We start from the raw sequence: 25767 nt of genomic DNA, 5'->3' as shown, positions 1-25767 counted from the left end.
CCTCCGGAGCCGCCATGCGCCCTGCCGTCGCCCTGTTCGCCGTCGTGCTGGGCCTGCTGCCAGTGGCGGGCTCCGCCGCGCCGGTGCTGACCCCACCGGATGCGGGCATCGACGGCCTGATGCAGGCCTACGATGGCCGGGTGCCCGGCGCCGCCGTGCTGGTGCTGCATGACGGGCAGCCGGTGTTCCGCCGTGGCTACGGCCTGGCAGTGGTGGAGGACGGTACTGCGGTCACTGCCGCCAGCAACTTCCGGCTGGCCTCGGTCAGCAAGCAGTTCACCGCTGCGGCGGTGCTGCTGCTGGTGGAGGATGGACGGCTGGGGTTGAATCAGCCTGCACGACAGTGGCTGCCCGAACTGCCGCCGGCTGCAGCGGCCATCACGATCCGCCAACTGCTCTCGCACACCAGCGGCCTGCTCGATTACGAAGACCTGATGGACCCGGCTGACACGCGGCAGGTGCATGACGCCGACGTGCTGACCCTGCTGTCGCGCGAGGACCGCCTGAATTTCGCACCCGGCACGCAGTACCGCTACAGCAACAGCGGCTACGCGCTGCTGGCCCTGATCGTCGGCCGCGCGTCCGGCCAGGATTTCGCCACCTTCCTGCAGCAACGCATCTTCCGCCCGCTTGGCATGGCGCATACCGTGGCCCACCAGGACGGCGTGGACACGGTCGCCGCGCGCGCCTATGGCTACAGCCGGATCGACGGCCGCTGGCAGCGCACCGACCAGAGCACCACCAGCGCCGTGCTCGGCGATGGCGGCATCTATTCCTCGCTGGACGATCTCGCCCGCTGGGACGCCGCGCTGTATGACGACCGGCTGCTGTCGAAGGCTTCGCGCCGCGCGATGTTCAGCCCGGCCACGGCCACATCGGAACCGGACGTGCCGCATTACGGTTTCGGCTGGCGCCTGAACGGCCCGGTGCAATGGCACAGCGGCGAGAGCATCGGCTTCCGCAACGTGATCGTGCGCCACCCGGAAAAGCACCTGACCGTGATCGTGCTGACCAACCGCAACGATCCCGAACCGTACCCGCTGGCGCAGAAGATCGCCCAGCGCTGGCTGGACACTCTGCAATGAACACCGGTTCCGACGCCCTGCTGGGCATCCACCACGCCGCACTGATCTGCAGCGACTACGCACGCTCGAAGGACTTCTACGTGCGCATCCTCGGCCTGCGCGTGCTGGCCGAGAACCACCGCGCTGCGCGCGATTCCTGGAAACTGGACCTGGCCCTGCCCGACGGCGGCCAGCTGGAGCTGTTCTCCTTCCCCTCACCACCACCGCGCCCCAGCCGCCCCGAAGCCCAGGGCCTGCGCCACCTCGCGTTCCGGGTGGCTGCACTGGAACCCTTCATCCAGCGCCTGGCCGCGCATGGCGTCGCCTGCGAACCGATCCGCGTGGACGAATACACCGGCCGCCGCTTCACCTTCTTCGCCGATCCGGATGGCCTGCCGCTGGAGCTGTACGAAGTCGGTTGAGCGTTTTTCAATCGTGATTCATCCATGCATGGCATGGATCTACGTGTCGACCAAGGTCGACACCCACCAAGAGCAGGCCGTTCCATTCCGGCAGATCGCAGGAATCTGTCAGAGGTGGGGCGGTGTGGATGGGCAGGACCGTTGGCGCCATGGATGGCGCCATCGAGCCCCCATGGATGGGTTTACGGCGTGTCCTGCCCACCCACACCGCCCCGCCATCCCACGGATAGCTCGCTGTTGCGCTTGCTTCGGCTGTTGCCGTTGCCTCTGCGGGTGCAGGGCGCAGCCCTGCAAAGCCCCCCTTCCCCATACCCCGCCGAATGGGTATACAGTCGACCCATGCCGGCACCGTGCCGGAATGAACCCTGGGAGGGGACCATGCGCAAGACCTTCAAGACCCTGCTGCTGGCACTGCCGCTGTGCCTGGCCGCGCTCTCGGCGCAGGCCGCCGATGGCGCCGCAGGCCGCTGGAAGACCATCGACGACAAGACCGGCAAGGTGAAGTCGATCGTCGAGATCACCCAGGCCGCCAACGGCACCCTGACCGGCAAGGTGGTCGACATCCTGCACTCGGACAAGGGCCCGAACCCGGTCTGTGACGGCTGTGAAGGCGCCAACAGGAACAAGCCGGTGAAGGGCATGACCATCCTCTGGAACCTGAAGGCCGACGGCGCCAACAAGTGGTCCGGCGGCACCATCCTCGATCCGGCCAATGGCAAGACCTACAAGTCGAAGATGGAACTGCAGCCCGGCGGCACCCGGCTGGACGTGTCCGGCTGCATCGCCTTCATCTGCCGCGCGCAGACCTGGCAGCGCGAATAAGCGCCTTGGCCCCCGCTTGAACCCCGTGACCCGGCCCCGGCCGGGTCACCTCGTTGCGGGCATGCGATACTCTGCGGTTCCCCTCGGCTTCACCCCGCGACCATGACCCGTACCGCGCTCGTCACCACCGCTCTGCCCTACGCCAACGGCCCGCTGCACCTGGGCCACCTGGTCGGCTACATCCAGGCCGACATCTGGGTGCGTGCGCGGCGAATGAGCGGCGGCAGGGCCTGGTTCGTGTGCGCCGACGACACCCACGGCACGCCGATCATGCTGGCCGCGGAAAAGGCCGGGGTCACCCCGGAAACCTTCATTGCCAACATCCAGGCCAGTCACGAACGTGACTTCGCCGCCTTCGGCGTCGCCTTCGACCACTACGACTCCACCAACTCGGCGGCCAACAAGGCGCTGACCGAGCAGTTCTACCTGAAGCTGGAGGCAGCCGGCCACATCAGCCGCCGTTCGGTGGCGCAGTTCTACGACCCGGCCAAGGGCATGTTCCTGCCCGATCGCTACGTCAAGGGCATCTGCCCGAACTGCGGCAGCCCCGACCAGTACGGCGACAACTGCGAAGTGTGCGGCGCCACCTATGCGCCGACCGACCTGAAGGAGCCGCGTTCGGTCATCTCCGGTGCCACGCCGGAAATGCGCGATTCGGAACACTTCTTCTTCGAGGTGGGCCACTTCGATGCGTTCCTGCGCGAATGGCTGGCCGGCGACGTCGCCCTGCCGGGGGTGAAGGCCAAGCTCGGTGAGTGGCTCAATGCCGAAGGTGGCCTGCGCGCGTGGGACATCTCGCGCGATGCACCGTATTTCGGATTCCAGATTCCCGGCCAGCCGGGCAAGTACTTCTACGTCTGGCTGGACGCGCCGATCGGCTACCTGTCCAGCTTCCAGACCCTGTGCGGCAGGATCGGCGAGGACTTCGACGCGCACCTGCGCGCCGGCACCGCCACCGAGCTGCACCATTTCATCGGCAAGGACATCGTCAATTTCCACGGCCTGTTCTGGCCGGCCGTGCTGCATGGCACCGGCCATCGTGCGCCGACGCGCCTGCACGTGAACGGCTACCTGACCGTGGACGGCGCCAAGATGAGCAAGTCGCGCGGCACCTTCGTGATGGCCCGTACCTTCCTCGACGCGGGCCTGGAACCGGAGGCACTGCGCTACTACTACGCCGCCAAGTCCAGCGGTGGCGTCGACGATCTCGACCTGAACCTGGGTGACTTCATCGCCCGCGTCAACGCCGACCTGGTGGGCAAGTTCGTCAACCTGGCCAGCCGCTGCGCCGGCTTCATCAGCAAGCGCTTCGAAGGCCAGCTGGCCGCGCAGCTGCCTGATGCCGCGCAGTACCAGCGCTTCGTCGACGGCCTGGCACCGATCCGTGAAGCCTACGAGCGCAACGACCCGGCTGCGGCGATCCGCCTGACCATGGCCCTGGCCGACGAAGCCAACCGCTACATCGATGACGTCAAGCCATGGGTCATCGCCAAGCAGGAAGGCGCCGACGCGCAGCTGCAGGCCGTGTGCAGCCAGGGCCTGAACCTGTTCCGCGTGCTGGTCACCGCACTGAAGCCGGTGCTGCCGGCCACCGCCGCGCAGGCCGAGGCCTTCCTGGCCGCGCCGGTGAACGACTGGACCGAGCTGGCGCAGCCGCTGCTGGATCACCGCATCGCCGACTACACCCCGCTGTTCACCCGTATCGACCCGAAGAAGATTGACGCCATGATCGACGCCTCCAAGGACACCCTGCAGCCGGCCGCTGCCGCCGCCCCCGCCGCCAGGACCGAAGCGGTCAAGCCGGCCGCCCCGGCCAAGGACGAAGCAAAGAGCGCCGATGCTCCGGCCTACATCGGCATCGACGATTTCGCCAAGCTCGACCTGCGTATCGGCAAGGTGCTGGTGTGCGAGTTCGTGGAAGGCTCGGACAAGCTGCTGCGCTTCGAACTGGACGCAGGTGAACTGGGCAAGCGCCAGATCTTCTCCGGCATTCGTGGCAGCTACGGCGAGCCGGAGCAGCTGGTGGGCCGCAACGTGGTGTTCATCGCCAACCTGGCCCCGCGCAAGATGCGCTTCGGCCTGAGCGAAGGCATGATCCTGTCGGCCGGTTTCGACGGTGGCGCGCTGGCGCTGCTGGACGCCGACAGCGGCGCGCAGCCGGGCATGCCGGTGCGCTGATGCCTGCAGCGGGCGCGGCCACCGCCGCGCCCGCCGGCAGCACCGGCCACGGGGCACGCGATGGGAGGCAACGGAATGGAACTGGCGCTGTTCGACTTCGACCACACCGTGACCACCTGCGATACCTATGGCCGCTTCCTGCGCCGCGTGGCCACCGCCGAACAGCTGGCGCAGGCGTGGTGGAAGGTCGGCCCGTGGCTGGCTGCGTACAGGCTGAAACTGATCTCGGCCGAACGCATCCGCGCACGCGTCACCCGTTTGACCTTCAGTGACCGCCACAGCGATGACATCGCCACGCTGGCGGCCGGCTTCTCGCGTGAGTTCCTGCCCGACGTGGTACGCCCGGAAATGCTGGAGCAGATCCGCTGGCACAAGGAACAGCAGCACACCGTGGTGATCGTGTCCGGTTCGCTGGACCTGTACCTGCAGCCATGGTGCGAGCAGCTGGGCCTGCAGCTGATCTGCAACCGGTTGGAGAGCCGGGACGGACGCCTGACCGGCCGTTACGTCGGCGGCGACTGCGGCCCGCGCAAGGCCGAGCACATTCGACGCCGGTTCGATCTGTCGCGCTACGTGCGCATCCATGCCTACGGTGACAGTGCCGAAGACAGGCCGATGCTGGCGCTGGCCCACGAGCGCTGGTTCCGTGGGAAACCCTTGAAGTGAACTTGACGCGCAGCCTTCGCCACGCATGAGCCTGATTCCGCCCCTGACCGAACGCCTCGACCGCCTGCTGCCGCAGACCCAATGCGGGCAATGCGGCTACGACGGCTGCCGCCCGTATGCTCAGGCCATGGCGCGCGGCGACGCGGGCGTGGACCGCTGCCCGCCGGGCGGAGATGCCGGTGCGCGTGCGCTGGCGCAGGTGCTGGGCGTACCGGCGATTCCGTTCGATCGTTCGCGCGGCGAGCACAAGGCACCGCAGGTGGCAGTGATCGTCGAAGCCGACTGCATCGGCTGTACCAAATGCATCCAGGCCTGCCCGGTGGATGCCATCGTCGGTGGCGCCAAGTACATGCACACGGTCATCGCCGACCTGTGCACCGGCTGCGAGCTGTGCATCCCGCCATGCCCGGTGGACTGCATCGAGCTGGTGCCAGCGTAGCCACCGGACCAACCGGCAGTGGAGCGGCGGGGTAGAGTCGACTGCTAGTCGACTGCTCTTCGTTCCGGCGGCGCAAAACCGCGCGCTGCGTGCGATAGTCGGCCAACAGTCGACTCTACCCCCTCCCTGGTGGGAGGTGACCTTGCCTGCCGTTACGGTACTGCCGCCGTCACCACGATCTCGACCTTCCAGTCGGCGTGGGCCAGCTTGGCCTCGACCGTGGCACGTGCCGGGGTCGCGCCTTCAACCACCCATTCGTCCCATGCCTTGTTCATGCCGTCGAAGTCGGCCATGTCGGCCAGGAAGATCTCCGCACGCAGCACGTGCTGGCGGTCACTGGCGACCAGCGCCAGCAGCTTGTCGATCTCCGCCAGCACCTGCCGGGTCTGGCCGGTGATGTCCTGGCTGGTGTCCTCCGGAATCTGGCCGGAGAGGTAGGCGACCTTGTTGTATACGGTCATTTCGGACATGCGCGGTCCGACGTCGTAACGCTCCATCATGGGCGTGGCTCCTGCGGTTGATCAGGCCTGCATTGTCCTCCAAACCGGTCGACGGTGGGTGCACGGGTGCCCTCCGCGATACGTCATTACCGGGCTCCGACGGTCCCACTGGTCAAATGACGATGACAGGCGCACGATGCGCCACGCCCGCGTTGACACCGCCCTCGCCCCTCCTGCCGCACCCTTGCGCCGATGACCGCCCCCGTCGATTCCACCACTGCCCCTTCCACGCCAACCTGGAAGCGGGTTGCCACCATCGTCATCCCGCTGCTGATCCTCGCCCTGGCCCTGCACGGCCTGGCCAATGAGTTCGACGAGCACGGCTATCGTGCGATCCGCCAGGCGTTCCGGCAGCTCAGCGGCACGCAGATCGCGCTCACCGTGGTACTCGGCCTGGCCAGTTACGCCTGCCTGATCGGCTTCGATGCCATCGGCCTGCGTCGCAGCGGCATCCGCGTGCACCCCGCGCGCGTCGGCATCACCGCGTTCCTTGCGCACACGTTGGGCCAGACCGTGGGCTTTGCCGCGTTGACCGGTGGCGCGGTGCGCCTGCGCGGCTACCGCGGCGCCGGCCTGGATCTGGCGCAGATCGGCCAGGTGGTGCTGATGAGCACGCTCGGTTTCGTATTCGGTGCATGGCTGTTGATCAGCGTGGCCCTATGCATGGAACCCGCCGCGGCAGCGTTGGCATTGCCATTGAATCCCGATGCCGTGCGCATCGTCGGCATCGTTGCCCTGCTCGCCTATCTCGGCACCGTGCTGCTGGTCGGCCGCGACGGACGGCAGTTCAGTGTGCTCGGTCACGCCTTGTGGCTGCCCGATCGCCGCACCATGATCGGTGTCACCGTACTCAGCGTCGTCGAGCTGGTGCTGGCCAGTGCCGCGTTCTACGTGCTGCTGCCGGACTCCACGCCAACCGGCCTGCCGGGCTTCGTCGGCCTCTACCTGGTGGCAGTGCTGGCCGGCCTGGTCTCCACCGTGCCCGCAGGCCTGGGTGTGTTCGAGTGGAGCCTGCTGAAGCTGTTGCCGCAGGTGGCACCGGCAGCGGTGCTGGCGGCAGCACTGATCTACCGCGTCACCTACTACGTGCTGCCGCTGGTGCTGGCCACCCTGCTCGCCCTTGCGCCGGCCCTGCGTCAGCCGCTGCAGGCCAGCGCAGGGGCAACCCGTGCCGGCTGGAACGCGCTGCGCCCGTGGCTGCCGCAGATCATCGCGCTGGCGGTGTTCAGCATCGGCGCCGCGCTGGTCATCGACGGCACGCTGCCGACGCCACGCCGTCACCTGGTGAACGCCTCGCTGCCGATTTTGGAAACCTCACACCTGATCGGCAGCCTCAGTGGCGTCGCGCTGCTGCTGATCGGCCAGGGCCTGGCCCGGCGCAGCCACGCCGCGTGGATGCTGGCGATGGCGGTGTGCGTTGTCACCCCGTTGCCGCTGTGGCTGCGCGGCGGGCAACCATTGATCGCCGTCTCGGCGGTGCTGGTGGCGATGGCCTTGTGGGCTGCACGCCGCGAGTTCTACCGCCAGGGCGCGCTGCTGGATGAAGCCTGGTCGTGGCCGTGGCTGCGCAATCTGGGTCTGGTGCTGGTCGCCGTCACCTGGCTGCTGTTCTTCACCTACAGCCATGTCGAATACCAGAACGAGCTGTGGTGGCAGTTCGCGTTGTCCGGCAACGCACCGCGCGCGCTGCGTGCGTTGCTGGTGGTGGCGATCGCGCTGGTGATGTTCGGCCTGGCCCGCCTGCTGCACAGTACGCGCAGCCCGCTGCCGGCCGCTGACGAGGCCACGTTGCAGTCGCTGGCACCGGTGCTGGCCGGGGCCACCGATACCCAGGCCTGCCTGGTACTGACCGCCGACAAGGCGGTGCTGCGCGATGATGCGAAACAGGGCTTCGTGATGATGCAGCGCTATGGCGGTTCGCTGATCGCGATGGGTGATCCGGTCGGCCCGCCGGACGTGGCCCGTGCACTCATCTGGCGCTTCCGCGAAGAAGCCGACCGGCTCGGCCTGCGCCCGGTGTTCTACCAGGTGGGCGAGACCTACTGGCAGACCTATCTCGACCTCGGCCTGGGCCTGGTCAAGCTGGGCGAGGAAGCGATCGTGCCGCTGCACGATTTCGGGCTGGAAGGCCGCGAACGCGCCGATCTGCGCCAAGCCTGGAACCGCGGCAGGCGCGGCGGCCTGTCGTTCCGCGTGGCACCGGAGGAGGAGGTTCCCGGCCTGCTGCCACGTCTGCATGCGATCTCCAACGCATGGCTGGAGGACAAGGCCGGCGATGAGAAGGGCTTTTCGCTGGGCAGCTACGACCCGGATTACCTGGTGCGCTTCCCGGTGGCACTGGTCGAAGCCGAGGGCCAGATCGTGGCATTCGCCAACCTGTGGCAGGCACCGGCCGGTGCCGAGCTGTCGGTGGACCTGATGCGCCACGTCAACGAAGCGCCGAAGGGGACGATGGACTTTCTCTTCATCGAATTGTTCCTGTGGGGCCGCGCGCAGGGCTATGCGCGGTTCTCGCTGGGCATGGCGCCGTTGTCCGGGCTGGCCCAGCATCGGCTGGCCGGTCGCTGGAACCGCCTGGCCGGCCTGCTGGCGCGGCATGGCGAACGCTTCTATGGCTTCAGTGGCCTGCGCCGCTTCAAGTCGAAGTTCGATCCGCAGTGGCGGCCACGCTATCTCGCGGCGCCCGGCGGCATGCATCTGCCGGCCGCGCTGCTGGATGCCACGCGCCTGATCTCGCTGGATCCGCGGCGGAACTGAAGCCGCGATGCGTCGGGCATGGCTCGACGCTACCCGCTGCTCGGTAGGTGTCGACCTTGGTCGACATGCAACCCCAGCGCCGACCAAGGTCGGCGCCTGCCAAGCGCTACATACCGCCCTTGAGGATCACTTCGGCCAAGCGATCGTAGTCCCCCCCGAAATGGTGATCACCCGGCAGCTTCACCTTCCTCACCCCGTCATTGGCCGGCAGGTCCGGGCACAATGCGTCCTCATCCTTGTCGCCGAACACGCACAGCGTTTTTTCTGCCGGCAGCCTGGCCACTTCCGGGGCGATCGGCAAGCCATCGCCGCCACCGCCCAGCCAGTTGCTGACATGGAATTCGAAGTCGGCCTTCCTGCCCACCGATAGCAGCACGATGCGCTCCAGCCCCTCACGGGTACCGGCATCGAGCTGGTTGATGGTGGCAGGCAACACATCGGCACCCTGCGAGAAACCAATCAGCATCACCTTGTCTCGGTGCCACTGCTGGCGGTAGTGGTCGATGATCTTCTGCAGGTCGCCGGCAAAGCCCTTCGGTGTGCGCTGGCTCCAGAAGTAGCGCAGCGAGTCGATGCCCACCACCGCCACGCCATGCGCGTTGAGTGACGACGCCACGTTCTTGTCCAGGCCCGCCCAGCCACCGTCACCGGAGACGAACACCGCCAGCGTATCGCCGCTGGTGGCCGCTGGCATTTCCACCACCGGCAGGCCCTTCAGTGCAGCAGGCGGCGGTGCCAGGCTGACGCCGGCCTGCGCGCCAATCACCCGCGCCGCCGCCACCAGGCCCGGTGATGCATCACCGCGCGCAGTGCGCTTGAACTCACGCGCCATGGCCACCTGCTGTACGAACCGGCTGGCCTGGCCCGCCCTGCAGCCGTTGTCACCTGCCGCACTCAACCACGGAAAATTCAGTTCGGCCGGCTGCAGCCTGTCGCGCTTCACGCCATCGCCGCAGACCATGCGCTGGTGGCTGTGGTCCGGGCAGAAGCCGGTGGTCAGCACACCGGCGAAAACCTGGGTGTCGGCCTGCGCTGCCAGCGCGTAGGCCATTTCGGCACCTTCGCCATCACCGCCGACCAGCGGCAGGTGGTAGCCGGGCAGATGCAGCGAGGCCTGCAGCCAGCGCGAGAAATTCTCGACGTCACCGGAACCGAACGAACAGGTCGGGTCACCCTCGCGCTTGAGCACACCGCGCAGATGCGCAATGTCCACTGCCGCCACCAGCGCGCCGTCGGCACGCAGGGCCTCGATCGGCAGGCGGCTGGTGTCACCGCCGGCAGTGGGTTCGTGGAACCAGATCACCACCCGTTGCGGCGTGCCGGCCGGCATGTGCACCGGAATCTGCTCGAACCGCCCATGGCTGAACTGCTGCGGGGTCACCGCCGCCGTTGCCGGCAGCGTGGCCAGCGCCAATACCACACCCATTGCCCTGCCCAGCCCTGCACGCTTCATGTCGCATCCCCGATGGAATGCGCACACGATACGCCGCCGCCGCGTGCACGGCACGTACCGGCGCAGGCCGTTGGGGATTCAGTCGGCCGCGGCCTGGCGGCTGCGACGGTACAGGGCCGTCGCCAGGTACAGAAGCCAGCCGACGATCACTGCGATCACCACTTTCTGTCCGAGCCCGCGCGGTGGCCCAGCGCGCCACAGCACGTGCAGCCACAGCAGCACGAAGGCCAGCCATGCCCAGCCCCAGAGCAGGTCAGCGGCGGGCTGCCAACCCGGTTCCCGGCGCAGGTACCACGCCTGCAGCAGCATGCCGACGCAGGCACACAGGAACGCCGTGTTGGCTGCCAGCCCGTGGATGAACGGCGCCAGCAACGGGGTCGCTTCAGGCAGCCAACTGTCGCCGATCGCCACCGTCGCCAGGCCCAGGGCGGAAACCGTGAACAACAGCGGTGCTGCCGCACTGCGCCGTGGGCCGATGCTGCCGCGATACAGCGCAACGCCGAGTGCCGCAATGGCCAGCGCCAGCACGCAGTAGGCAGCGCGCAACGCCAGCCCCCACGGCCCGTGCAGATACAGGCTCAACGTCGCCCGCACCCAGTCCAGATCACTGCGCGCAACCTGGGTCCACAGCGCGGTTGCCACGAACAGCAGCAGCGCCACCAGTGCCAGCACCGCCACCGGACGCGCACGGCTCATGCTGCGTCCTCAGGATGCCGCGTCTTCCATTCGGCCAACGCCTTGCGGTAACGCTGCAGCTCCTCGGAGTACAGGTCCAGCACGCACAGCGGGCAGCCGCTGCCGCAGCATTCGTTGGGACCGGGTTCTTCCGGCGGTAGCGGGCGTGGATCGGGATCAGGGACGGACACGGTCGGAAGCGACGATCAGTGGAAGCAGGCCCCAGTGTACCGGGCTGGCTCAGCGGGCCAGCTGTCGGCGCAGGTTCTCCCGAGCGGCCGCATCCAGCCGTTGGTGGAAGAAGTCACTGAGGAAAATCCGCGGCGCCCGCAGCAGGCCCTGCAGGAACCGACGGCGGCCGGCGCGGTACAGGAAGCCCGGCACCACGCCCTTGTATTCGTCGGCCACGCCACGGTCATAGGCGGCAAACACCGGCTCCGGCGCGGCCAGGATCGCCATGTCGCAGTCCAGGAACAGCGCCGCCTCGGCATCCACATCCTGCGGACCCAGCTCACCATGGCGGGCGGTCAGCAGGATCAACTGCCCGACGCGTGCGGCATCCACTGCGGCCAGCTCCGGTGCCTGTGCGATCGCCTGCAGGGCCAGCTGCGCCGAACGGGCCTCGTTGTCCTTGCGCCCCGCGTGGTAGATCGCATCGTGGTAGAGCACGGCCAGATAGATCTCGGCCGGCTGGGTCCAGCCAGGGCCGTCGGCCACCTCCTGGCAGTGCTGCAGCACGGCGCGTACATGGCCGAAGTGGTGGTAGGCCCGTGGCGGCGTTGCATAGCTGTCCTGCAGCGCCTGCCACTGCGCCGGGGCAAGCGTCAGCGGTGAGAAGTCCATGCCCGGATCATCCCGCCTGTGCCGGCGCCGGGCAAGCTGGCGGTTTTTTCACCACGCACTCACAACGCTTGCCGGGCGGGGCCCGGAGCCAGTTGTCCACAGCTTTGTCGAGCGCTGGTCCACATCGGTTGTGGATGACCGCGGCGCCGACCAACGGTCGCTGCAGCCTGACATCCATGGGAATACACTCGCCACAGGCGGGAGCGCCCGCCGCTGCCGGGAACCGTCATGTACCGTTCTGCCGCCCATTGCCTCACCCTTTCGCTGCTGGCCTTCTGTGCTCCTGCCTTCGGCGCAGGCCAGGCACCGCCCGCCGATGTGGTGACGACCCCGACCATCACCGTGTCAGCGGTACGCGTGCCGACCCCGGAAGAAGTGTTCGCCATTCCCGCAGACCTGCGTGCGATGCTCCAGAAGCAGGTGATCCAGCGCAGCTACTCCCGCGACCAGCGGTTGCAGGCGCTCGTGGAGATGATCTTCGGCCAGCACGGGCTGGACCTGCAGTACGACGCCAATGCGACCTACACCGTCAGCGATATCTGGCAGCACCGCCGCGCCAACTGCCTGGCCTTCACCCTGCTGTTCGTGACGCTTGCGCGGGAGGCGGGCATCCAGGCGCGCGTGCAGGAAGTGGGGCAGGTAGTGTCCTGGTACCAGGACCAGGACGCGGGCGTGGTCTACAGCGTCGGCCACGTCAACGCCGGTGTCGACGTCGGCGGGCGTTTCGGTACCGTCGATCTGGATCGCAACGTGCTCTATGACCGCCGTGGGCCGGTTCCGGTCAGCCGTGCGCGGGCATTGGCGCATTTCTACAACAACCGGGGTGCGGAGCGCCTCGCCGACGGTGACTTCGGCGGCGCGCGTGCGTTCTTCGACGCTTCCCTGGGCCAGGACAGCGGGTTCGCTCCGGTGTGGAACAACCTCGGCGTACTCGCCCACCGCGAAGGCAACACCGAGGCGGCGCGGCAGGCGCTGGACCGATCGCTGCAGCTGGACGGCCGCCAGGATGCCGCACTGACCAATGCCTCTGCGCTGTTCCGCAGCCTGGGCTTGACCGCACAGGCGCAGTCACTTGAGCGCCGGCTGAAGTCGGTGCAGCGCGAAGACCCGTTCGCGCAGTACATGTTCGGCGCCAAGGCCGAACGCGCCGGCCAACTGGACGAGGCGATCCGCCATTACCGGCAGGCCGTGCGCCTGTACGACACCGCGCATCAGTTCCACTTCGGGCTGGCACGCGCCTATTTCCTGGCTGGCCAGCTCAAGCGCGCCGATCGTGAACTGCTGCGTGCACGGGAACTGGGGGGCGCGCCGGAGCAGGCGCGCTACCAGGCCAAGCTGGACAGCCTGGCCCGCTGGCGCGCGCAGCAGCAGGCCAGGCGCTGAAGGCGATCAGGCCTTCTTGAGGAAGCAGGTCTTCAGGACCAGGCCCTTGATCTTGTCCGAGTTGCCTTCGATGTGCTCGGCATCATCTTCGACCAGGCGGATGTTGCGGATCACGGTGCCCTGCTTGAGCGGGATCGAGGAGCCCTTCACTTTCAGGTCCTTGATTACGGTGACGGTGTCGCCGGCCTGCAGGGTATTGCCGTTGCTGTCACGCACGACCAGGGTGGAGCCCGCGCTTTCTTCGGGGGTCCATTCGAAGCCGCAGTCGGCGCAGATCCAGAGCGCACCATCGGCGTAGGTGTTTTCCAGGGTGCACTGCGGGCAGGCGGGGGCAGAAGACATCAGCAAGTACCTCAAAGTGAATCAACAGCCGCCATTGTAACCGCCTGGCTTCCCTGCCCCTTTTCCAGGCAGGCCCCGGGCTGCGCACCTGGCCCGACACACAACGGCACGCCCCCGGAACTTGCAGTCGGCGGCGAACTACAGCAGAGTGCGCGGCCCCTGATCGACCCCGGAACTTCCCATGCGCCTCGGCATCGACTTCGGTACCAGCAACTCCGCCGCCGCCATCGTGCATGAGGGAAAGCTGCTGCCGATCCGCTTCGGCGACGCCGAACAGTTCCGCACCAGCGTGTACTTCCCCGGCGTGGTGCCCGACCCGGATGACTTCCAGCTCGATGATGGGCAGGAACACCAGCTGCAGCAGATGATCGACAGCGCTGCGCGCGCGGCCCGCGCCGCCGGCCAGGAACGCACGCCACAGGCACTGCGCCGCGAAGCCCTGCGCGCACTGCGACGGGAGTGGATGGAAGCGCGCGCCGGCAAGGAACGCAGCGCCAGCGACCTGCTGCAGAACGCGGTCTATGGCGATGACGCGCTGGAAGCCTATTTCGAGGAACACGAAGGCAACCTGGTGCAGAGCCCGAAGTCGATGCTCGGCTACAACCTGCACCCGCGCGCCAAGCAGACCATCACCGGCATCGCCGCGCACATCCTCGAGCACATCCGCCTGACTGCCAGCGCCCAGCTCGGCCAGCCGCTGCGTGCCGCCCTGCTCGGCCGCCCGGTGCAGTTCCGCAGCTCGATCGGCGCGGCCGGCAACGACCAGGCGCTGGACATCCTGCGCGAGGCCGCCACCCAGGCCGGCTTCGACCAGATCGATTTCCTCGAGGAACCGGCCGCGGCGGCCATGCATTACCACGCCGAAAGCCGCGAGCGGCACCAGGCGGTGATCGTCGACATCGGTGGCGGTACCACCGACATCGCGCATGCCGAAGTCGGCGGCGATGCTGCGCCACGCATCCACCGCGCGTGGGGTATTGCCCGCGGCGGTACCGACATCGACCTGGCGCTGAGCCTGTCCAGCTACATGCCGCTGTTCGGCCGCGGCATCACCCGCGTGCCCGCCCACCACTACGTGGAAGCGGCCACGGTGCAGGACATGACCCGCCAGCGTGACTTCCGCCAGCACAAATACGATCACGTCGACGATCCGTGGCGCGCGCGCCTGCAGGCCCTGCAGGACACCGGCAATACCGCCCGCCTGTACCGCGATGTGGAACGCGCGAAGATCGCCCTCAGTGCCGCCAGCGAGCACCGCAGCACGCTGGACTACATTGCCCGCGACCTGCATGCCGACAGCAGCGCCGCCGGCCTGGCCGCTGCCGCTCACGGCTACCTGGAACAGATCCGGGAACTGCTGGCCCAGGTCCGCAGCGACATTGGCGGCGACCCGGATGCGGTGTTCCTGACCGGCGGCATGTCCCGCGCCGGCTACCTGCGCCAGGCCGTGGCCGAGGCCTTCCCGGGCGCCCGCATGGTCCACGGCGAGCCCTCGCTGGGCGTGGTCCAGGGCCTGGCACTGGCGGCAGCCAGCCCGGATTAACAAAACGTTACGCGGTCTAAGTTACTCTTGGTCGGCTAGAACCCCGCTGCACCTTCCACTGGCCACGCCGGTGTGTGTCCACGGTGCAGCCTGGCCCGCCTGCGGGCCTAGCGGCCATGCCTTCCTGGCTCGTTCATGGTCCGCGCAGCACCTGAGCCGCCATCGAGACCCGCTTTGGGCACCCGCCAGGCCCCTGTGGCCTTACAACCTGACGCAGCACCTGCACCCATCGACTGCCGCCGTTGTGACGCGGTCTGTTGTCGGCTACCCGTGCTGCTGCAGCCCTGCGACCACGTGCCTGGCCAGTTCCTGTCACGCGACTCCCACGGCCGTGCCGTGATGGCGCGCAACGAGGAAGGCTGGTGCGCGGCGATCGATCCCTATCACCTGCGCTGCACGATCTATTCGCAGCGCCCGGCGATCTGCCGCCAGTTTTCGATGGGCGGCGATGACTGCCGCCGCGAGCGGCAGGACTACCTGCGCCAGGCTGATGCCTGGTCGCTTTCCTCCCCTTCCACCTGACAGGAGCAACCATGCCCCGCAAGGCAAAGACCCCCGCGAAGGCCAGCAACAGCATCCGCAGCGAACGCAAGGGCGCGGCCGCCAGCACCGTGGTCAGCAGCGATTCGATCGCTTCGGACCTGGCAGCGTTCCGCAAGGCCGGTGGCAAGATCGAAGTCCTCGGCACCACCTGGGCGCTGAAGAAAGCCAGCTGACCCAGCACCGACCGCGGCGGCGCTGCCGCCGCGGCCTGCCGGACCGCGCTCAGCGATCCAGGCGTACCCTCACACTGCCCGAGTGCGACTGGATGCGGATGTCTCCATCACCGCCGCCCAGACGCGTGTCGAGATGGCTGCCCGGCCCATAGCGCGGCCGCTCCACCTGCCCGGCATCGCTGTTGATCGAGCCGCTGAAGCTGTTCACCGATAGCTGTGCCGACACCGTGCGCGGCAGGCTCAGCGTGACCGGGGCACTGACCGATTCGACATTGATGCGGCCACCGGGCGCCAACCCGGCTGCTGCCAGATCGATGCTGCCCGAGACGGTCTCCACCGCCAACCGCTGCACGCGTCCGGCCTCCACCGCAACCCGGCCGGATACCGTCTGCGCACCGATATCACCGGACACGCCGCCGCCGGCCTCGATCCGGCCACTGACCGTATTTACGTCCAGCTTCGGCGTCTGCAGGCGTGCGCTGACACTGCCACTGACCGTGTTGAGTTTGCTGTCGCCGCTGCGGCCAGCCGCGCTGAGGCTGCCGCTGACGGTGTCGGCCTGCAGCCGTCGCACATCGATGCCACTGATGTCCTGGCTGGCGCTGACCGTGCTCAACAGCAGTTCCACCGAGCGCGGCACGTTCAGCACCAGCGTCGCGCCACCATTGTTGCTGCGGCGCGGGTATTCAATCTCCCAGCGCACCCGGTTGGCGCTCTTTTCCTGGCGCAGCTGCAGGCCATCGCTGAGCGTGCCGGTGAGTTGCACATCATTGCGGTCCCAGCCACGCACGGTCACCTTGCCGGCCACGTTGCTCAGTTCGATGCGACCGCCCGCAGCCAAGGTGTGGCGCTCGTCGATGCGGGTGTCGGCCAGCGCCACGGCAGGGGACAGCAGCAGTGCGACACAGCAGGAAATCAGGGTTCGGGTCATGGGGTCTCCTCAAGTCGTCAGGCCGGACTCGGCGGCATAGGCCGCCTGCCGGGTCAGTTCCAGCCGCAGCGCATAGGTGCGCTTGAGCTGGCCAAGCAGGTGCGGCGCGCGCGGGTCCTGCGCCAGTGCGGCACGGATCTGCGCCGCGCTTTCATCCAGTTCGTGCAGGGCCGGCTGCCATTCCGGCGCGCGCCCATCGGGCAGCGAGGCCACGGCCTGCTGGTACTGCTCGGTCATCGCAGCCGCCTGCAACTGCAGCGTGGACGGCACCGGTGTATCCGGCTGCGCATGCCACCAAGGGGCCACCGCGTAGATCGCCAGGCTGGCAGCCAGGGCAGCGCCGGCCGGCAACCACCAGCGGCGCCGCGAACGCGTTGCCAGGGCCACCACGTTGCCCGTTGGCGCAGGTGCTGCCTGTGGTCCACGCGGCGGCAGCCGGGCAGACAGGCGTGCCCAACCATCAGTGGGCACTTCGCGCTCATTCGGCAGCGCACGCAGCCGGGCCAGCAGGTCGTGATCGAAATCGTGTTCGTGCGTACTCATGTCATGTCTCCCAGCCGTGCGCGCAACAGGCCGCGCGCACGATGCAGCTGTGCCTTGGAACTGCCGACGGCCATCTGCAGCTGCTCGGCGATTTCCTGGTGTTTCCAGCCTTCGATGTCGTGCAGCACCAGTACCGCGCGCGCCCGTGGTGGCAGTGTCGACAGCGCGCGCTCCAGGTCGCGCTCGGTGCCGGCGCAGCGGTCACGCACCGCCAGTTCCTGCAGGCCCCCGTCGACGTCGTCCAGACTGTCGTGATCCTGCCCGCCCGCCCGGCCACGCAGCTCCATGAGCGCGGCGTTGACGCCCAGCCGATGCAGCCAGGTCGACAGGCTGCTCTCGAAGCGGAACCCCGGCAGCGCTTTCCAGGCCTGCAGGAAGGCCTCCTGCAGCGCATCCTCGGCACGTGCCTGCTGGCCGCCACACAACCGCCACAGCACAGCGAATACACGCGGCGCGTGACGCCGGTACAGCAGTTCGTAGGCAGCAGTGTCTCCCGCAGCGGCCGCCCGCACCAGGGCGGGTTCGTCGACGGGGTCGTTGGCGGCAGGCAGCGCTGGCATGGTGGTGTCGAGCATATCGCTTGGATGCGGCGGCCCGGAAAAAGGTTTAGAGGTGATCGGCGATCAGGGACATGCAACCTTTTCGACGATGGCTGCATCCATGAAAGGTCTTCGAGAAAACACCTCCGGGAGTCCAGTCATGTCCAGCCCCGCCTGCGCCGCCGTGCTGGTGATCGCCGCCTGCGTCGTGCTGCAGGCATTGGGCCTGTCCCTGCAGCTGCGCACGGACAGTGGCCGCGCCTGCCTGCAGCAGCATCGCCAGGAACTGGTGTGCCTGGCCTGGGCACCGGCAGTCGAATCCACGGCAGGCGCCGGGTAACATCAAGGGCCGTTATTGCCACCTGTTGTCGCGCCATGATGTTGTCGCTGAAGGATCATCTCCCCGCCTGGACCCACCCCTGGCTGCATGACGTGGGTATCGCCGTGAAGATCCTGCTGACCCTGCTGGCCGCGTGGCTGCTGCGGGTGCTGGCACGGCGCCTCATCCGGCGTTTCGCCGAGCACTACACACTGCCACCGGAGATGGCGATGGGCGCCCGGCGGATCACCAGTTTCGTGGTCTATTTCAGCGCCCTGCTGTACATCCTCAGCCTGCTGGGCGCGTCGCCTTCGGTACTGTGGACGGCGTTCACCGGCTTTGCCGCCGTGGGTGCGGTGGCCTTTTTTGCGGCGTGGAGCGTGCTCTCCAACATCTTCTGCACGCTGCTGATCTTCACCACGCGCCCGTTCCGCCTGCATGACTACATCGAGGTGCTGGAGAACGGCGAGAAGCCGGGCCTGAAGGGCCGGGTGATCGATGTGAACCTGATCTACACCACGCTGCAGGAAACCGGCGACGGCCACGAGGGCACGGTGCTGCAGTTGCCGAACAACCTGTTCTTCCAGCGCACCGTGCGCCGCTGGCGCGACCCGGCACAGGCGCCTGGCGGCATCCAGGGCGACGGCTGAGGCGCGGTGTTCGGCAGGGCTTGCAGCCCTGCACCTGCCGAATCAACGTCAACGTCAACGGCAGAAGCTGGCTATCCGTGGGTAGGCGGGGTGGGTCCGGTTGAGGGGGACGCTGCAAGTACGTCCATGTAAGCTCGGTCGCCGCATCCATGCGGCTCACGCCCCCTCAACCGGACCCACCCCGCCTTCGACAGTTTTCCGCGAGCTGTCGGAACGACGCATTGCTCTGGTGCGTGTCGACCTTGGTCGACACGGTGGATCCACGCCATCCGTGGATGACTCATTCGATATCTGACAGATGTGTCGATCAAGGTCGACACCTACCAACAGCCGCGGAAATCTGTCAGAGGTGGGGCGGTGTCGGAGTGCGGGGTGTCAGCCGCATGGATGCGGCTGCCAAGCCTACAAGGACGTACTTGCGGCGTCCCCGCACTCCGACACCGCCCCGCCACCCCACGGAATGCCAGCTTTTGCTGTTGCTGCTGCCTTGGCTTGAAGGCTTCGGCGGGTGCAGGGTGCAGCCCTGCCCAACAACCTTTACCTCAACTGGCTGTCCTTGCTGCCACGCCGGTTGTACCCGGCATGCGCCTGCTCTTCGTCATCCCGCGCCTGCTGGCACGCAACGCACAGCCGCACACCAGCCACGGCCTGGCGCCGCGCCAACGGAATCGGCGCGTCGCATTCCTCACAGTGTTCCAGACCGGGTCCCTCGCGCAGCTGGCGCCGCGCGCGGGCGATCGCATCATCAACGGTGGCGTCGATCTGGTCCTGGACCGCGCCGTCTCCCGCCCAACCGGTGGCCATGGCCGTCCTCCGCAGGTGTGTCGCCTGATATGGGGACGATACACCCCGGTAAAAAGGAATGCCTTCCTGTAGCGCCGAGCCATGCTCGGCGGGGCTTCAGCAAGCTGAGTGGAACGCGCACGGGTTCGATCAATCCGATTGCGACTTAATCCCCTCCGTCCCCTTTTTGTTTACCAGATCAGGTCGTCCGGTACCTGGAACTGCGCATAGTAGGCGTCGTCCTCGGCGTTGCCGGTGGAGATCTCGGCGGTCGAGCCCGGCTGGCCGTGGTCGACGATGATCGCTTCGGGCGCGCGTTCACGCACCTTTTCGGCGGCAGCACGCGGCAACACGGCGTAACCGTCACCACGGGCAACGATGACCAGAACGCCCACCGACAGCGCCTTGCGCAGCTTGGGGTCGATCAGCAGGGTGCGGATCGCCGTGCCATCGCTGAAGCGGTACTCGTCATCGCCCTTGTGGGGCACGGCATGGGCCGCGATGATCTGCTTCGCCTGCGCCTTCTGTTCAGCTTGCCTGGCCTGGGCATTGCGCTCGGCGGCCAGCGCGCGGTCGCGCTCGACCTTCTCGGCGCGGGCACGCTCAGCCTCGCGCTGGACCTCGGCCGACGTCGATTCGGCCTTGCCTTGCCGCGCCTTGGCCTGCTCGCGCGCGGCGGCGCTGGCCTGCGACTTCTTGGCCAGGCCGGCCTTGAGCAATTGTTCCTGCAGCGCGTTAGGCTTTGCCATGGTCGATGTGTACCGCGTGTAATCTTGGATGTCCCCATTCTACCGACGCCCCGCCACCCCTGCATGGCAGTCCTGAAGTACCTCACCGGCTATCCCGAACCCCTGGTCGCCCAGGTCAGCGACCTGCTGGCACAGGGCAAGCTCGGCCCATGGCTGCAGCAGCGCTACCCCGACCCGCACACCGTGCGCAGCGACCGCCAGCTGTACGACTACACGCAGGAGCTGAAGGACCGCTACCTGCGCAAGTCGGTGCCGCTCAACAAGGTCTGCTACGACAACACGCTGGAAGTGATCAAGCACGCGCTGGGTACCCATACCGCCATCTCGCGCGTTCACGGCGGCCGCCTCAAGGCCAGCCGCGAGATCCGCATCGCCACCGTGTTCCGCCAGGCACCGGCAGCGTTCCTGCGCATGATCGTGGTGCATGAGCTGGCCCACCTGAAGGAAGCCGACCACAACAAGGCCTTCTATCAGCTGTGCCAGCACATGGAGCCGGATTACCTGCAGCTGGAATTCGATACCCGCCTGTACCTGACCGAGCTGGCCAACCGCGGCCAGCGCTGACCGGCCGCAGCAGCTACACTGCGCGCCCACTGCCCGACCTGCCTGCCATGGAACCGATCCGTCTCGACAAACGCCTGTCCGCCCTGCTCGGCATCCCGCGCGGCGAAGCGCGGCGCTACATCGAAGGCGGCTGGGTCACGGTCAATGGCGAGGTGGTGGAACAGCCGCAGCGTCCGGTCGATGACAGCGCGGTGATCGTGGTGGCCGAGCAGGCCAGCGATGAAAAGGCCGAGCGGGTCAGCATGCTGCTGCACAAACCGGCTGGCGTTGCCGCCGAAACCCTGTGCGCGCTGGTCAGCAGTGACAGCCGCAGCGAGCTGGACGCCAGCGACATCCGTCCGCTGCAGCGCCACTTCCACGGACTGCAGCTGGCGGCCGCCCTTCCGGCCAGCGACAGCGGCCTGGTGGTGGTCAGCCAGGACCCGGCCACGCTGGCCCATCTTCAGCGCAACCTGGGACGCACCGAGCAGGAATACCTGATCGAGGTCGCCGAAGGCGGCCCCGAGCGTGGCCCATGGCTGCTGGCGCGCCTGCAGCAGGAATCCGGCGGTGCCAAGGTCAGCTGGCAGAGCGAGCAGCGCCTGCGCTTCGCGGGCAAGGGCCTGACCGCCAAGGGCCTGCGCGTGGCGGTCACCGCGGCCGGCCTGCAGGTGACGGCCGTGCGTCGGCTGCGTATTGGCCGCGTGGCACTGGGACCGCTGCCTGCAGGGCAGTGGCGTTACCTGGGCAGCGACGAGCGGTTCTGACAGGGAAGTCCCTGTGATCCACGCATGGCGTGGATCTTCTGCGATGCACCGTCTGCCTTTGATCCACGCGTGGCGTGGATCTACCATCGGCGCATGAGCCTGCCCAAGCCCCTGTGGCGACGTCTGCTTCGCGTTGCTGCAATCATCCTCGCCACACTGGTGCTGCTGGTCCTGTCCGGGCTGCTGCTGGCCGACCATCTCACCCCGCAGGCACGGGGCACGCCCTCGCACGTGCTGCCGCTGCAGCCGGCACAGACGCGGATCGACCGGCAGATCGTTCCGTTGCAGGAGGCCCATCCAGGCCAGTCCGGCGTGGCCTTCCTCAGCGATGGCATGGATGCCTTCGCCGCGCGCGCGATGATCACCACCCACGCCGGGCGCAGCCTGGATCTGCAGTACTACATCTGGCACGACGACCTGATCGGCCACCTGATGGCCAAGGCGTTGTACGACGCCGCCGAACGCGGCGTGCGCGTGCGCATCCTGCTCGACGACATGAACGCCAAGGACAAGGACGCCCTGATGATGGCGCTGGACCGGCACCCCAACATTGAAATCCGCCTCTACAACCCGTTCCGCAACCGGACCGGCCTGCTGCGCATGGTGGAGATGGTGCAACGGTTCTTCAGCGTGAACCACCGCATGCACAACAAGAGCTGGATTGCCGACGGCCGCGTCGCGATCGTCGGCGGCCGCAACATCGGCGAGGAATACTTCAGCGCGCGCACCGATGTGAACTTCCAGGACCTGGACCTGCTGGTCGCCGGCCCTGCCGTGGAGCAGGCCAGCCGGATCTTCGACGACTACTGGAACAGCGAGGCCGCCATTCCGGTATCGGCGCTTGCCTTCCATACCGATGCCCAGCTGCGCCTGCTGATACGCGAATCGGACCATGAGGCCCAGCGTGACGTGGCCCAGCCCTACCTTGCGCGCGTGGCCGAATCGCGCAGGCGGCAGCGCCCGAGTCCCGAGCCATTGCGCTGGAGCCGTGCAGTGCGCATCGTCTCGGACCCGCCGATGAAGCACCGCGACGATGATCGCGGCGCGTGGCTGGTTTCGACGCTGACCAGCGAGCTGCAGGCCGCCCGGCACAAGGCCCTGTTGATCTCGCCCTACTTCGTGCCCGGCAACGAGGGCCTGGATGGCTTTTCGGCCATGGCCCGGCGGGGCGTGCAGGTCGGCGTGGTCACCAACTCACTGGCTGCCAATGACGTCGCCGCGGTGCACGGCGGCTACATGGGCTACCGCGTGCCGTTGCTCGAAGCCGGCGTCCACCTGTATGAGCTGAAGGCACAAGGGCAGTCCGGCGATGCGGGCGTGTTCGGCAGCAGCGGCGCCAGCCTGCACACCAAGGCGTTCCTGGTCGATGACCGCCGCGGCTTCGTCGGCTCATTCAACCTCGATCCGCGCTCGGCCTACCTGAACACTGAAATGGGTGTGCTGTTCGACGATCCGTTGCTGGGTGCACAGCTGCGCGGCGAGTACCTGCGCCTGGCGGATCCCAGGCACAGCTGGTGGCTGGCGCTGGACGACCGTCGCCGGTCGCGCTGGCTGGAGCGCGAACCACCACCGCACTGGGCGGAGGAAGAGCCAGGGGCAACGGCGCGCAAACGCTGGTTGTCGCGGGTGATCAGCTGGCTACCGCTGGAATCGCAGCTGTAACGCTCAGCGCCCCGGATCGGTGGCTTCCTGCCCGGCATCATCCAGCGTTTCCACGCTGCGCCCATGCAGTCGCCGCCAGATCCAGCGCAATGCATGCGGCGGTGCCGAAGGCAGCTGTTCCAGCAGGGCCAGCATGCGGCTCTGGCTGGCATGCCCATGGCGGCACAGCAGGCTGGCCGCCGCAGCGGCGCTGGCCAGGCGCAGGCTGTCGGCCAGCGGGCCCTCGGCCTCCGGCAACAGCGCCTGATGCACCGGCTCGGGCAGCTCCCACGCAGCCGCCACCCGTTGTGCCAGCGGTAACGACCACTGCTGAAGCAGCTGCAGTGCCAGCGCCGGCTCCACGGTTTCACCACGTGCCTGGGCTTCCTGCAGCAGCTGGCGCATCACCAGCGCCGCGCCCAGGCCCTGCACCAGGCCCAGCCACTGCGCGGCGAAAGCATCACCGAAGGTAACCGTGCGTGCGTGGTCTGCAGCCGCGCGCGAGGCCAGCAGTGCGTGCTCCCAGATGATCGTGCTGAACTGCGGGAACGCATCGCACTGCATCTGCATCACCGGCTGTACCAGTACCGCGCTGATGATCTGCCGAACGCCGTCGGTACCGACCAGGGTCACTGCCCGCTGCAGGCTTTCCACGGGCCGCTCGTGCACCTTGTAGGCGGGGCTGTTGGCGATGCGCAGCAGGTTGCCGGTCAGCACCGGGTCCTGGCCGATGATCGCGGCCATCACCCGCGCGGAGGCGGCATCGTCGTTGACGGTCTGGATCAGCTGCGGCAGCAGCTGCGGACGGCGCGGCAACTGCCGGGTAGCCCAGTCGCGGTCCTGCAGCGCGCGTGCCACCGCTTCCCCCAACGCCGGATCCTGTAAAGGCGCCGGCTCACCGGCCAGTCGTGGGTACAACGCCAACGCGTGCAGGCCGCGCTGCAGATGTGCGGCGATCTCCGCAGACGGCAGGGCCTCACCCTGCAGGCTCGCAGCCGCTGCCGCCACTGCCTGTCGCGATACCGCCGCCAAGCGGGACGGCGCAGCCCCGGTCGAGCGCGCCAGCCAGCCGCGCAGTGATCGCCACCAGGCCGCTGTCATCGCCGCCTGCCCTGTCGTTGTGGTGCCCTTGCCGTCACTGACCGCCTGCCTCTTCACGCGAATCCGGCCACCCGCCGTCGTCGCAGCATCGGCCGCACTTTCATCTTCTTTAACCGGAAGGCATGCGATGTCGACGGCACCGGCCGGGGGAATGGACTAGAATGGCGCCGCGCGACCCGTCCCCCTGCACCGACGACGTCGCTTTTTTTGTTTTGGGACCCTACCGTTCACTGGCCGTTCGCTGCAGTTCGCCGCTGATCGCGCCATCGGAGACGCCATGCTATTCGAAACCCTCGCCACCACCGGCCACGAACAGGTGGTGTTCTGCCACAACCACGACGCCGGCCTGAAGGCGATCATCGCCATCCACAACACCACCCTTGGCCCGGCCCTGGGCGGCGTGCGCATGCGTCCTTACGCCAGCACCGACGAGGCGCTGGCCGATGCGCTGCGCCTGAGCCGGACGATGACCTACAAGAATGCACTGGCCGGCCTCAACGTCGGTGGCGGCAAGGCGGTGATCATCGGCGACCCCAAAGCGGACAAGACCGAAGTGCTGTTCCGTGCCTTCGGCCGCTATGTCGATTCGCTGGGCGGACGCTACATCACCGCCGAGGACGTCGGCACCGATGTCAACGACATGGAGAACATCTACCTGGAGAGCCAGTTCGTGACCGGCGTGCACCAGGTCCATGGCGGCTCCGGCGATCCGGCCCCGTTCACCGCCTACGGCGCGCTTCAGGCGTTGATGGCGTCGATGCGCTTCAAGTTCGGCCATGAGGAAGTGGGCAAGACCAGCATCGCGGTGCAGGGCCTGGGTCACATCGGGATGGAACTGGTGAAGCTGCTGCGTGACCGCGGTGCCAAGCTGTATGTCACCGACCTGGACAGCGCGCTGGTTGACCGCGCGGTCAGCGACTTCGGCGCTGAAGCGGTCAAGCCGGACGAGATCCATGAAGTGAATGCCGATGTGTTCGCACCGTGTGCGCTGGAAGGCGCGATCAACGCCGACACCCTGCCGCGGATCAAGGCAAAGATCATCTGCGGCACCGCCAACAACCAGTTGTCGAGCCTGGAAATCGGCGACGAACTGCATGCGCGCGGCATCCTGTATGCGCCGGACTATGCGGTCAATGCTGGTGGCGTGATGAACGTGTCGCTGGAGATCGACGGCTACAACCGCGAACGCGCGATGCGCCTGATCCGCAGCATCTATCACAACCTCACCCGCATCTTCGAACTGTCGCAGCGCGAGAACATCGCGCCGCAGCGAGCGGCCGACCGCATCGCCGAAAGCCGCATCCTGTCGATCGGCAAATTGAAGATGCCGCTGGGCCGCAGCACCCCGCGCCTGGGCAACCTGCGCGGCGGCTGAGCGCGTCGATGTCGCGCCGGGGC

At 67.6% G+C, this 25767-nt stretch carries 29 protein-coding genes; 17 read left to right on the top strand and 12 right to left on the bottom strand.

Going from position 1 to position 25767, the window contains the following annotated elements:
* Window positions 1–14 precede the first annotated feature (14 nt).
* From ACTXG9_RS12625 to rnfB, 6 genes are all read left to right on the top strand, one after another.
* Window positions 15–1085 carry a serine hydrolase domain-containing protein gene (locus ACTXG9_RS12625; protein WP_021204316.1) on the top strand — a complete coding sequence of 357 codons (1071 nt, stop codon included), beginning with the start codon at window positions 15–17 and terminating at the stop codon, window positions 1083–1085.
* The gene (gene gloA2, locus ACTXG9_RS12620) at window positions 1082–1486 is read left to right on the top strand and encodes an SMU1112c/YaeR family gloxylase I-like metalloprotein (RefSeq protein WP_111099026.1); all 405 of its coding nucleotides are present in this window, start codon (window positions 1082–1084) and stop codon (window positions 1484–1486) included. Before ACTXG9_RS12625 ends, gloA2 begins: the two co-directional genes overlap by 4 nt.
* A gap of 378 nt (window positions 1487–1864) precedes the next feature.
* On the top strand, window positions 1865–2308 hold the full coding sequence (locus ACTXG9_RS12615) for a DUF2147 domain-containing protein (protein ID WP_005410552.1): 444 nt from the start codon (window positions 1865–1867) through the stop codon (window positions 2306–2308).
* Between the two features lie 102 nt (window positions 2309–2410).
* Window positions 2411–4486: a methionine--tRNA ligase gene (gene metG / locus ACTXG9_RS12610; RefSeq protein ID WP_021204691.1), complete on the top strand. Its 2076-nt coding sequence runs from the start codon at window positions 2411–2413 to the stop codon at window positions 4484–4486.
* Window positions 4487–4561: 75 nt separating this feature from the next.
* Window positions 4562–5152: an HAD family hydrolase gene (locus tag ACTXG9_RS12605; protein WP_031270850.1), complete on the top strand. Its 591-nt coding sequence runs from the start codon at window positions 4562–4564 to the stop codon at window positions 5150–5152.
* A 25-nt stretch (window positions 5153–5177) separates the two neighbouring features.
* Entirely contained in the window at window positions 5178–5591 is a 414-nt protein-coding gene (gene rnfB, locus ACTXG9_RS12600; RefSeq protein ID WP_111098026.1) for an Rnf electron transport complex subunit RnfB, read from the top strand.
* Window positions 5592–5743: 152 nt separating this feature from the next.
* On the opposite strand, the gene ACTXG9_RS12595 is transcribed toward rnfB, so the two are convergent.
* A complete protein-coding gene (locus ACTXG9_RS12595; protein WP_019662128.1) occupies window positions 5744–6091 on the bottom strand; it encodes a RidA family protein in 348 nt (115 codons plus the stop codon).
* A gap of 192 nt (window positions 6092–6283) precedes the next feature.
* Between ACTXG9_RS12595 and mprF the strand changes: the two genes are divergently transcribed.
* On the top strand, window positions 6284–8848 hold the full coding sequence (mprF, locus tag ACTXG9_RS12590; RefSeq protein ID WP_021204688.1) for a bifunctional lysylphosphatidylglycerol flippase/synthetase MprF: 2565 nt from the start codon (window positions 6284–6286) through the stop codon (window positions 8846–8848).
* A gap of 106 nt (window positions 8849–8954) precedes the next feature.
* Here the strand turns inward: mprF and ACTXG9_RS12585 are convergent, their stop codons facing one another.
* The 4 genes from ACTXG9_RS12585 to ACTXG9_RS12570 all read right to left on the bottom strand — a co-directional run bounded on the left by ACTXG9_RS12585 (window position 8955) and on the right by ACTXG9_RS12570 (window position 11819).
* Window positions 8955–10301, bottom strand: a complete 1347-nt coding sequence (locus ACTXG9_RS12585) for an AcvB/VirJ family lysyl-phosphatidylglycerol hydrolase (protein WP_031270849.1) — start codon at window positions 10299–10301, stop codon at window positions 8955–8957.
* A gap of 78 nt (window positions 10302–10379) precedes the next feature.
* Complete coding sequence (locus tag ACTXG9_RS12580) at window positions 10380–10997, bottom strand: DUF998 domain-containing protein (RefSeq protein ID WP_111098028.1); 618 nt, start codon at window positions 10995–10997, stop codon at window positions 10380–10382.
* The gene (locus tag ACTXG9_RS12575) at window positions 10994–11167 is read right to left on the bottom strand and encodes an oxidoreductase-like domain-containing protein (RefSeq protein ID WP_080241960.1); all 174 of its coding nucleotides are present in this window, start codon (window positions 11165–11167) and stop codon (window positions 10994–10996) included. The genes ACTXG9_RS12580 and ACTXG9_RS12575 overlap by 4 nt, the downstream gene beginning before the upstream one ends.
* 49 nt (window positions 11168–11216) lie before the next feature.
* Window positions 11217–11819 (bottom strand): HD domain-containing protein, encoded by a 603-nt coding sequence (locus tag ACTXG9_RS12570; RefSeq protein ID WP_021204685.1) that lies wholly within the window; start codon window positions 11817–11819, stop codon window positions 11217–11219.
* A gap of 228 nt (window positions 11820–12047) precedes the next feature.
* Here ACTXG9_RS12570 and ACTXG9_RS12565 point away from each other — a divergent pair, with 228 nt between their 5' ends.
* Entirely contained in the window at window positions 12048–13202 is a 1155-nt protein-coding gene (locus ACTXG9_RS12565) for a transglutaminase-like domain-containing protein (protein WP_111104622.1), read from the top strand.
* A 6-nt stretch (window positions 13203–13208) separates the two neighbouring features.
* Here the strand turns inward: ACTXG9_RS12565 and ACTXG9_RS12560 are convergent, their stop codons facing one another.
* Window positions 13209–13544, bottom strand: a complete 336-nt coding sequence (locus ACTXG9_RS12560) for a zinc ribbon domain-containing protein YjdM (protein ID WP_021204683.1) — start codon at window positions 13542–13544, stop codon at window positions 13209–13211.
* A gap of 181 nt (window positions 13545–13725) precedes the next feature.
* Between ACTXG9_RS12560 and ACTXG9_RS12555 the strand changes: the two genes are divergently transcribed.
* The 3 genes from ACTXG9_RS12555 to ACTXG9_RS12545 all read left to right on the top strand — a co-directional run bounded on the left by ACTXG9_RS12555 (window position 13726) and on the right by ACTXG9_RS12545 (window position 15803).
* On the top strand, window positions 13726–15087 hold the full coding sequence (locus ACTXG9_RS12555) for an Hsp70 family protein (protein ID WP_019662134.1): 1362 nt from the start codon (window positions 13726–13728) through the stop codon (window positions 15085–15087).
* Between the two features lie 228 nt (window positions 15088–15315).
* Window positions 15316–15609: a YkgJ family cysteine cluster protein gene (locus ACTXG9_RS12550; protein WP_188250589.1), complete on the top strand. Its 294-nt coding sequence runs from the start codon at window positions 15316–15318 to the stop codon at window positions 15607–15609.
* A gap of 11 nt (window positions 15610–15620) precedes the next feature.
* A complete protein-coding gene (locus tag ACTXG9_RS12545) occupies window positions 15621–15803 on the top strand; it encodes a hypothetical protein (RefSeq protein ID WP_005410566.1) in 183 nt (60 codons plus the stop codon).
* Window positions 15804–15852: 49 nt separating this feature from the next.
* Here ACTXG9_RS12545 and ACTXG9_RS12540 read toward each other — a convergent pair whose 3' ends face one another.
* Genes ACTXG9_RS12540 through ACTXG9_RS12530 form a run of 3 tightly spaced genes read right to left on the bottom strand, consistent with a single transcriptional unit; the run spans window position 15853 to window position 17852 of the window.
* Window positions 15853–16734: a DUF4097 family beta strand repeat-containing protein gene (locus ACTXG9_RS12540; protein ID WP_019662136.1), complete on the bottom strand. Its 882-nt coding sequence runs from the start codon at window positions 16732–16734 to the stop codon at window positions 15853–15855.
* 9 nt (window positions 16735–16743) lie between these two features.
* On the bottom strand, window positions 16744–17277 hold the full coding sequence (locus tag ACTXG9_RS12535; RefSeq protein ID WP_021204680.1) for a hypothetical protein: 534 nt from the start codon (window positions 17275–17277) through the stop codon (window positions 16744–16746).
* The gene (locus ACTXG9_RS12530; protein ID WP_019662138.1) at window positions 17274–17852 is read right to left on the bottom strand and encodes an RNA polymerase sigma factor; all 579 of its coding nucleotides are present in this window, start codon (window positions 17850–17852) and stop codon (window positions 17274–17276) included. The genes ACTXG9_RS12535 and ACTXG9_RS12530 overlap by 4 nt, the downstream gene beginning before the upstream one ends.
* A gap of 124 nt (window positions 17853–17976) precedes the next feature.
* On the opposite strand from ACTXG9_RS12530, the gene ACTXG9_RS12525 reads away from it, so the two are divergent.
* Together ACTXG9_RS12525 and ACTXG9_RS12520 are read left to right on the top strand one after the other, a co-directional pair.
* Window positions 17977–18156, top strand: coding sequence for a hypothetical protein (locus ACTXG9_RS12525; protein ID WP_019662139.1), 180 nt, complete (start codon window positions 17977–17979; stop codon window positions 18154–18156).
* A gap of 35 nt (window positions 18157–18191) precedes the next feature.
* Window positions 18192–18785, top strand: coding sequence for a mechanosensitive ion channel domain-containing protein (locus ACTXG9_RS12520; RefSeq protein ID WP_019662140.1), 594 nt, complete (start codon window positions 18192–18194; stop codon window positions 18783–18785).
* 537 nt (window positions 18786–19322) lie between these two features.
* Here ACTXG9_RS12520 and ACTXG9_RS12515 read toward each other — a convergent pair.
* Together ACTXG9_RS12515 and ACTXG9_RS12510 are read right to left on the bottom strand one after the other, a co-directional pair.
* Window positions 19323–19589 (bottom strand): DksA/TraR family C4-type zinc finger protein, encoded by a 267-nt coding sequence (locus tag ACTXG9_RS12515; RefSeq protein ID WP_329867588.1) that lies wholly within the window; start codon window positions 19587–19589, stop codon window positions 19323–19325.
* Between the two features lie 170 nt (window positions 19590–19759).
* Window positions 19760–20317, bottom strand: coding sequence for a DUF2058 domain-containing protein (locus ACTXG9_RS12510; RefSeq protein WP_188250582.1), 558 nt, complete (start codon window positions 20315–20317; stop codon window positions 19760–19762).
* A 63-nt stretch (window positions 20318–20380) separates the two neighbouring features.
* Here ACTXG9_RS12510 and ACTXG9_RS12505 point away from each other — a divergent pair, with 63 nt between their 5' ends.
* The 3 genes from ACTXG9_RS12505 (at window position 20381) to ACTXG9_RS12495 (ending at window position 23289) form a co-directional block, all read left to right on the top strand.
* On the top strand, window positions 20381–20881 hold the full coding sequence (locus ACTXG9_RS12505) for a M48 metallopeptidase family protein (RefSeq protein ID WP_021203991.1): 501 nt from the start codon (window positions 20381–20383) through the stop codon (window positions 20879–20881).
* 47 nt (window positions 20882–20928) lie between these two features.
* Window positions 20929–21627, top strand: a complete 699-nt coding sequence (locus ACTXG9_RS12500; RefSeq protein WP_019662144.1) for an RNA pseudouridine synthase — start codon at window positions 20929–20931, stop codon at window positions 21625–21627.
* Window positions 21628–21696: 69 nt separating this feature from the next.
* The gene (locus ACTXG9_RS12495) at window positions 21697–23289 is read left to right on the top strand and encodes a phospholipase D family protein (RefSeq protein ID WP_456115841.1); all 1593 of its coding nucleotides are present in this window, start codon (window positions 21697–21699) and stop codon (window positions 23287–23289) included.
* A gap of 3 nt (window positions 23290–23292) precedes the next feature.
* Here ACTXG9_RS12495 and ACTXG9_RS12490 read toward each other — a convergent pair whose 3' ends face one another.
* On the bottom strand, window positions 23293–24369 hold the full coding sequence (locus ACTXG9_RS12490; RefSeq protein ID WP_021203993.1) for an HDOD domain-containing protein: 1077 nt from the start codon (window positions 24367–24369) through the stop codon (window positions 23293–23295).
* A 277-nt stretch (window positions 24370–24646) separates the two neighbouring features.
* On the opposite strand from ACTXG9_RS12490, the gene ACTXG9_RS12485 reads away from it, so the two are divergent.
* Complete coding sequence (locus tag ACTXG9_RS12485) at window positions 24647–25744, top strand: Glu/Leu/Phe/Val dehydrogenase dimerization domain-containing protein (RefSeq protein ID WP_019662147.1); 1098 nt, start codon at window positions 24647–24649, stop codon at window positions 25742–25744.
* The last annotated feature ends 23 nt before the right edge of the window (window positions 25745–25767 follow it).

This window comes from Stenotrophomonas maltophilia group sp. LNF247 (assembly GCF_054083135.1).
The sequence above is the reverse complement of the archived record's forward strand: the minus strand, read 5'-3'. Positions and strand labels throughout refer to the sequence as shown.

What these genes read in the sequence shown, in the direction of transcription:
- gloA2 (WP_111099026.1), top strand. Translation starts at nt 1,082, where the DNA reads ATGAACACCGGTTCCGACGCCCTGCTGGGCATCCACCACGCCGCACTG.
- ACTXG9_RS12540 (WP_019662136.1), bottom strand. Translation starts at nt 16,734, where the DNA reads ATGACCCGAACCCTGATTTCCTGCTGTGTCGCACTGCTGCTGTCCCCT.
- ACTXG9_RS12605 (WP_031270850.1), top strand. Translation starts at nt 4,562, where the DNA reads ATGGAACTGGCGCTGTTCGACTTCGACCACACCGTGACCACCTGCGAT.
- mprF (WP_021204688.1), top strand. Translation starts at nt 6,284, where the DNA reads ATGACCGCCCCCGTCGATTCCACCACTGCCCCTTCCACGCCAACCTGG.
- metG (WP_021204691.1), top strand. Translation starts at nt 2,411, where the DNA reads ATGACCCGTACCGCGCTCGTCACCACCGCTCTGCCCTACGCCAACGGC.
- ACTXG9_RS12515 (WP_329867588.1), bottom strand. Translation starts at nt 19,589, where the DNA reads ATGGCCACCGGTTGGGCGGGAGACGGCGCGGTCCAGGACCAGATCGAC.
- ACTXG9_RS12485 (WP_019662147.1), top strand. Translation starts at nt 24,647, where the DNA reads ATGCTATTCGAAACCCTCGCCACCACCGGCCACGAACAGGTGGTGTTC.
- ACTXG9_RS12555 (WP_019662134.1), top strand. Translation starts at nt 13,726, where the DNA reads ATGCGCCTCGGCATCGACTTCGGTACCAGCAACTCCGCCGCCGCCATC.
- ACTXG9_RS12530 (WP_019662138.1), bottom strand. Translation starts at nt 17,852, where the DNA reads ATGCTCGACACCACCATGCCAGCGCTGCCTGCCGCCAACGACCCCGTC.
- ACTXG9_RS12570 (WP_021204685.1), bottom strand. Translation starts at nt 11,819, where the DNA reads ATGGACTTCTCACCGCTGACGCTTGCCCCGGCGCAGTGGCAGGCGCTG.
- ACTXG9_RS12580 (WP_111098028.1), bottom strand. Translation starts at nt 10,997, where the DNA reads ATGAGCCGTGCGCGTCCGGTGGCGGTGCTGGCACTGGTGGCGCTGCTG.
- ACTXG9_RS12545 (WP_005410566.1), top strand. Translation starts at nt 15,621, where the DNA reads ATGCCCCGCAAGGCAAAGACCCCCGCGAAGGCCAGCAACAGCATCCGC.
- ACTXG9_RS12595 (WP_019662128.1), bottom strand. Translation starts at nt 6,091, where the DNA reads ATGATGGAGCGTTACGACGTCGGACCGCGCATGTCCGAAATGACCGTA.
- ACTXG9_RS12535 (WP_021204680.1), bottom strand. Translation starts at nt 17,277, where the DNA reads ATGAGTACGCACGAACACGATTTCGATCACGACCTGCTGGCCCGGCTG.
- ACTXG9_RS12490 (WP_021203993.1), bottom strand. Translation starts at nt 24,369, where the DNA reads ATGACAGCGGCCTGGTGGCGATCACTGCGCGGCTGGCTGGCGCGCTCG.
- ACTXG9_RS12520 (WP_019662140.1), top strand. Translation starts at nt 18,192, where the DNA reads ATGATGTTGTCGCTGAAGGATCATCTCCCCGCCTGGACCCACCCCTGG.
- ACTXG9_RS12525 (WP_019662139.1), top strand. Translation starts at nt 17,977, where the DNA reads ATGTCCAGCCCCGCCTGCGCCGCCGTGCTGGTGATCGCCGCCTGCGTC.
- ACTXG9_RS12505 (WP_021203991.1), top strand. Translation starts at nt 20,381, where the DNA reads ATGGCAGTCCTGAAGTACCTCACCGGCTATCCCGAACCCCTGGTCGCC.
- ACTXG9_RS12510 (WP_188250582.1), bottom strand. Translation starts at nt 20,317, where the DNA reads ATGGCAAAGCCTAACGCGCTGCAGGAACAATTGCTCAAGGCCGGCCTG.
- ACTXG9_RS12560 (WP_021204683.1), bottom strand. Translation starts at nt 13,544, where the DNA reads ATGTCTTCTGCCCCCGCCTGCCCGCAGTGCACCCTGGAAAACACCTAC.
- ACTXG9_RS12585 (WP_031270849.1), bottom strand. Translation starts at nt 10,301, where the DNA reads ATGAAGCGTGCAGGGCTGGGCAGGGCAATGGGTGTGGTATTGGCGCTG.
- ACTXG9_RS12565 (WP_111104622.1), top strand. Translation starts at nt 12,048, where the DNA reads ATGTACCGTTCTGCCGCCCATTGCCTCACCCTTTCGCTGCTGGCCTTC.
- ACTXG9_RS12615 (WP_005410552.1), top strand. Translation starts at nt 1,865, where the DNA reads ATGCGCAAGACCTTCAAGACCCTGCTGCTGGCACTGCCGCTGTGCCTG.
- rnfB (WP_111098026.1), top strand. Translation starts at nt 5,178, where the DNA reads ATGAGCCTGATTCCGCCCCTGACCGAACGCCTCGACCGCCTGCTGCCG.
- ACTXG9_RS12500 (WP_019662144.1), top strand. Translation starts at nt 20,929, where the DNA reads ATGGAACCGATCCGTCTCGACAAACGCCTGTCCGCCCTGCTCGGCATC.
- ACTXG9_RS12625 (WP_021204316.1), top strand. Translation starts at nt 15, where the DNA reads ATGCGCCCTGCCGTCGCCCTGTTCGCCGTCGTGCTGGGCCTGCTGCCA.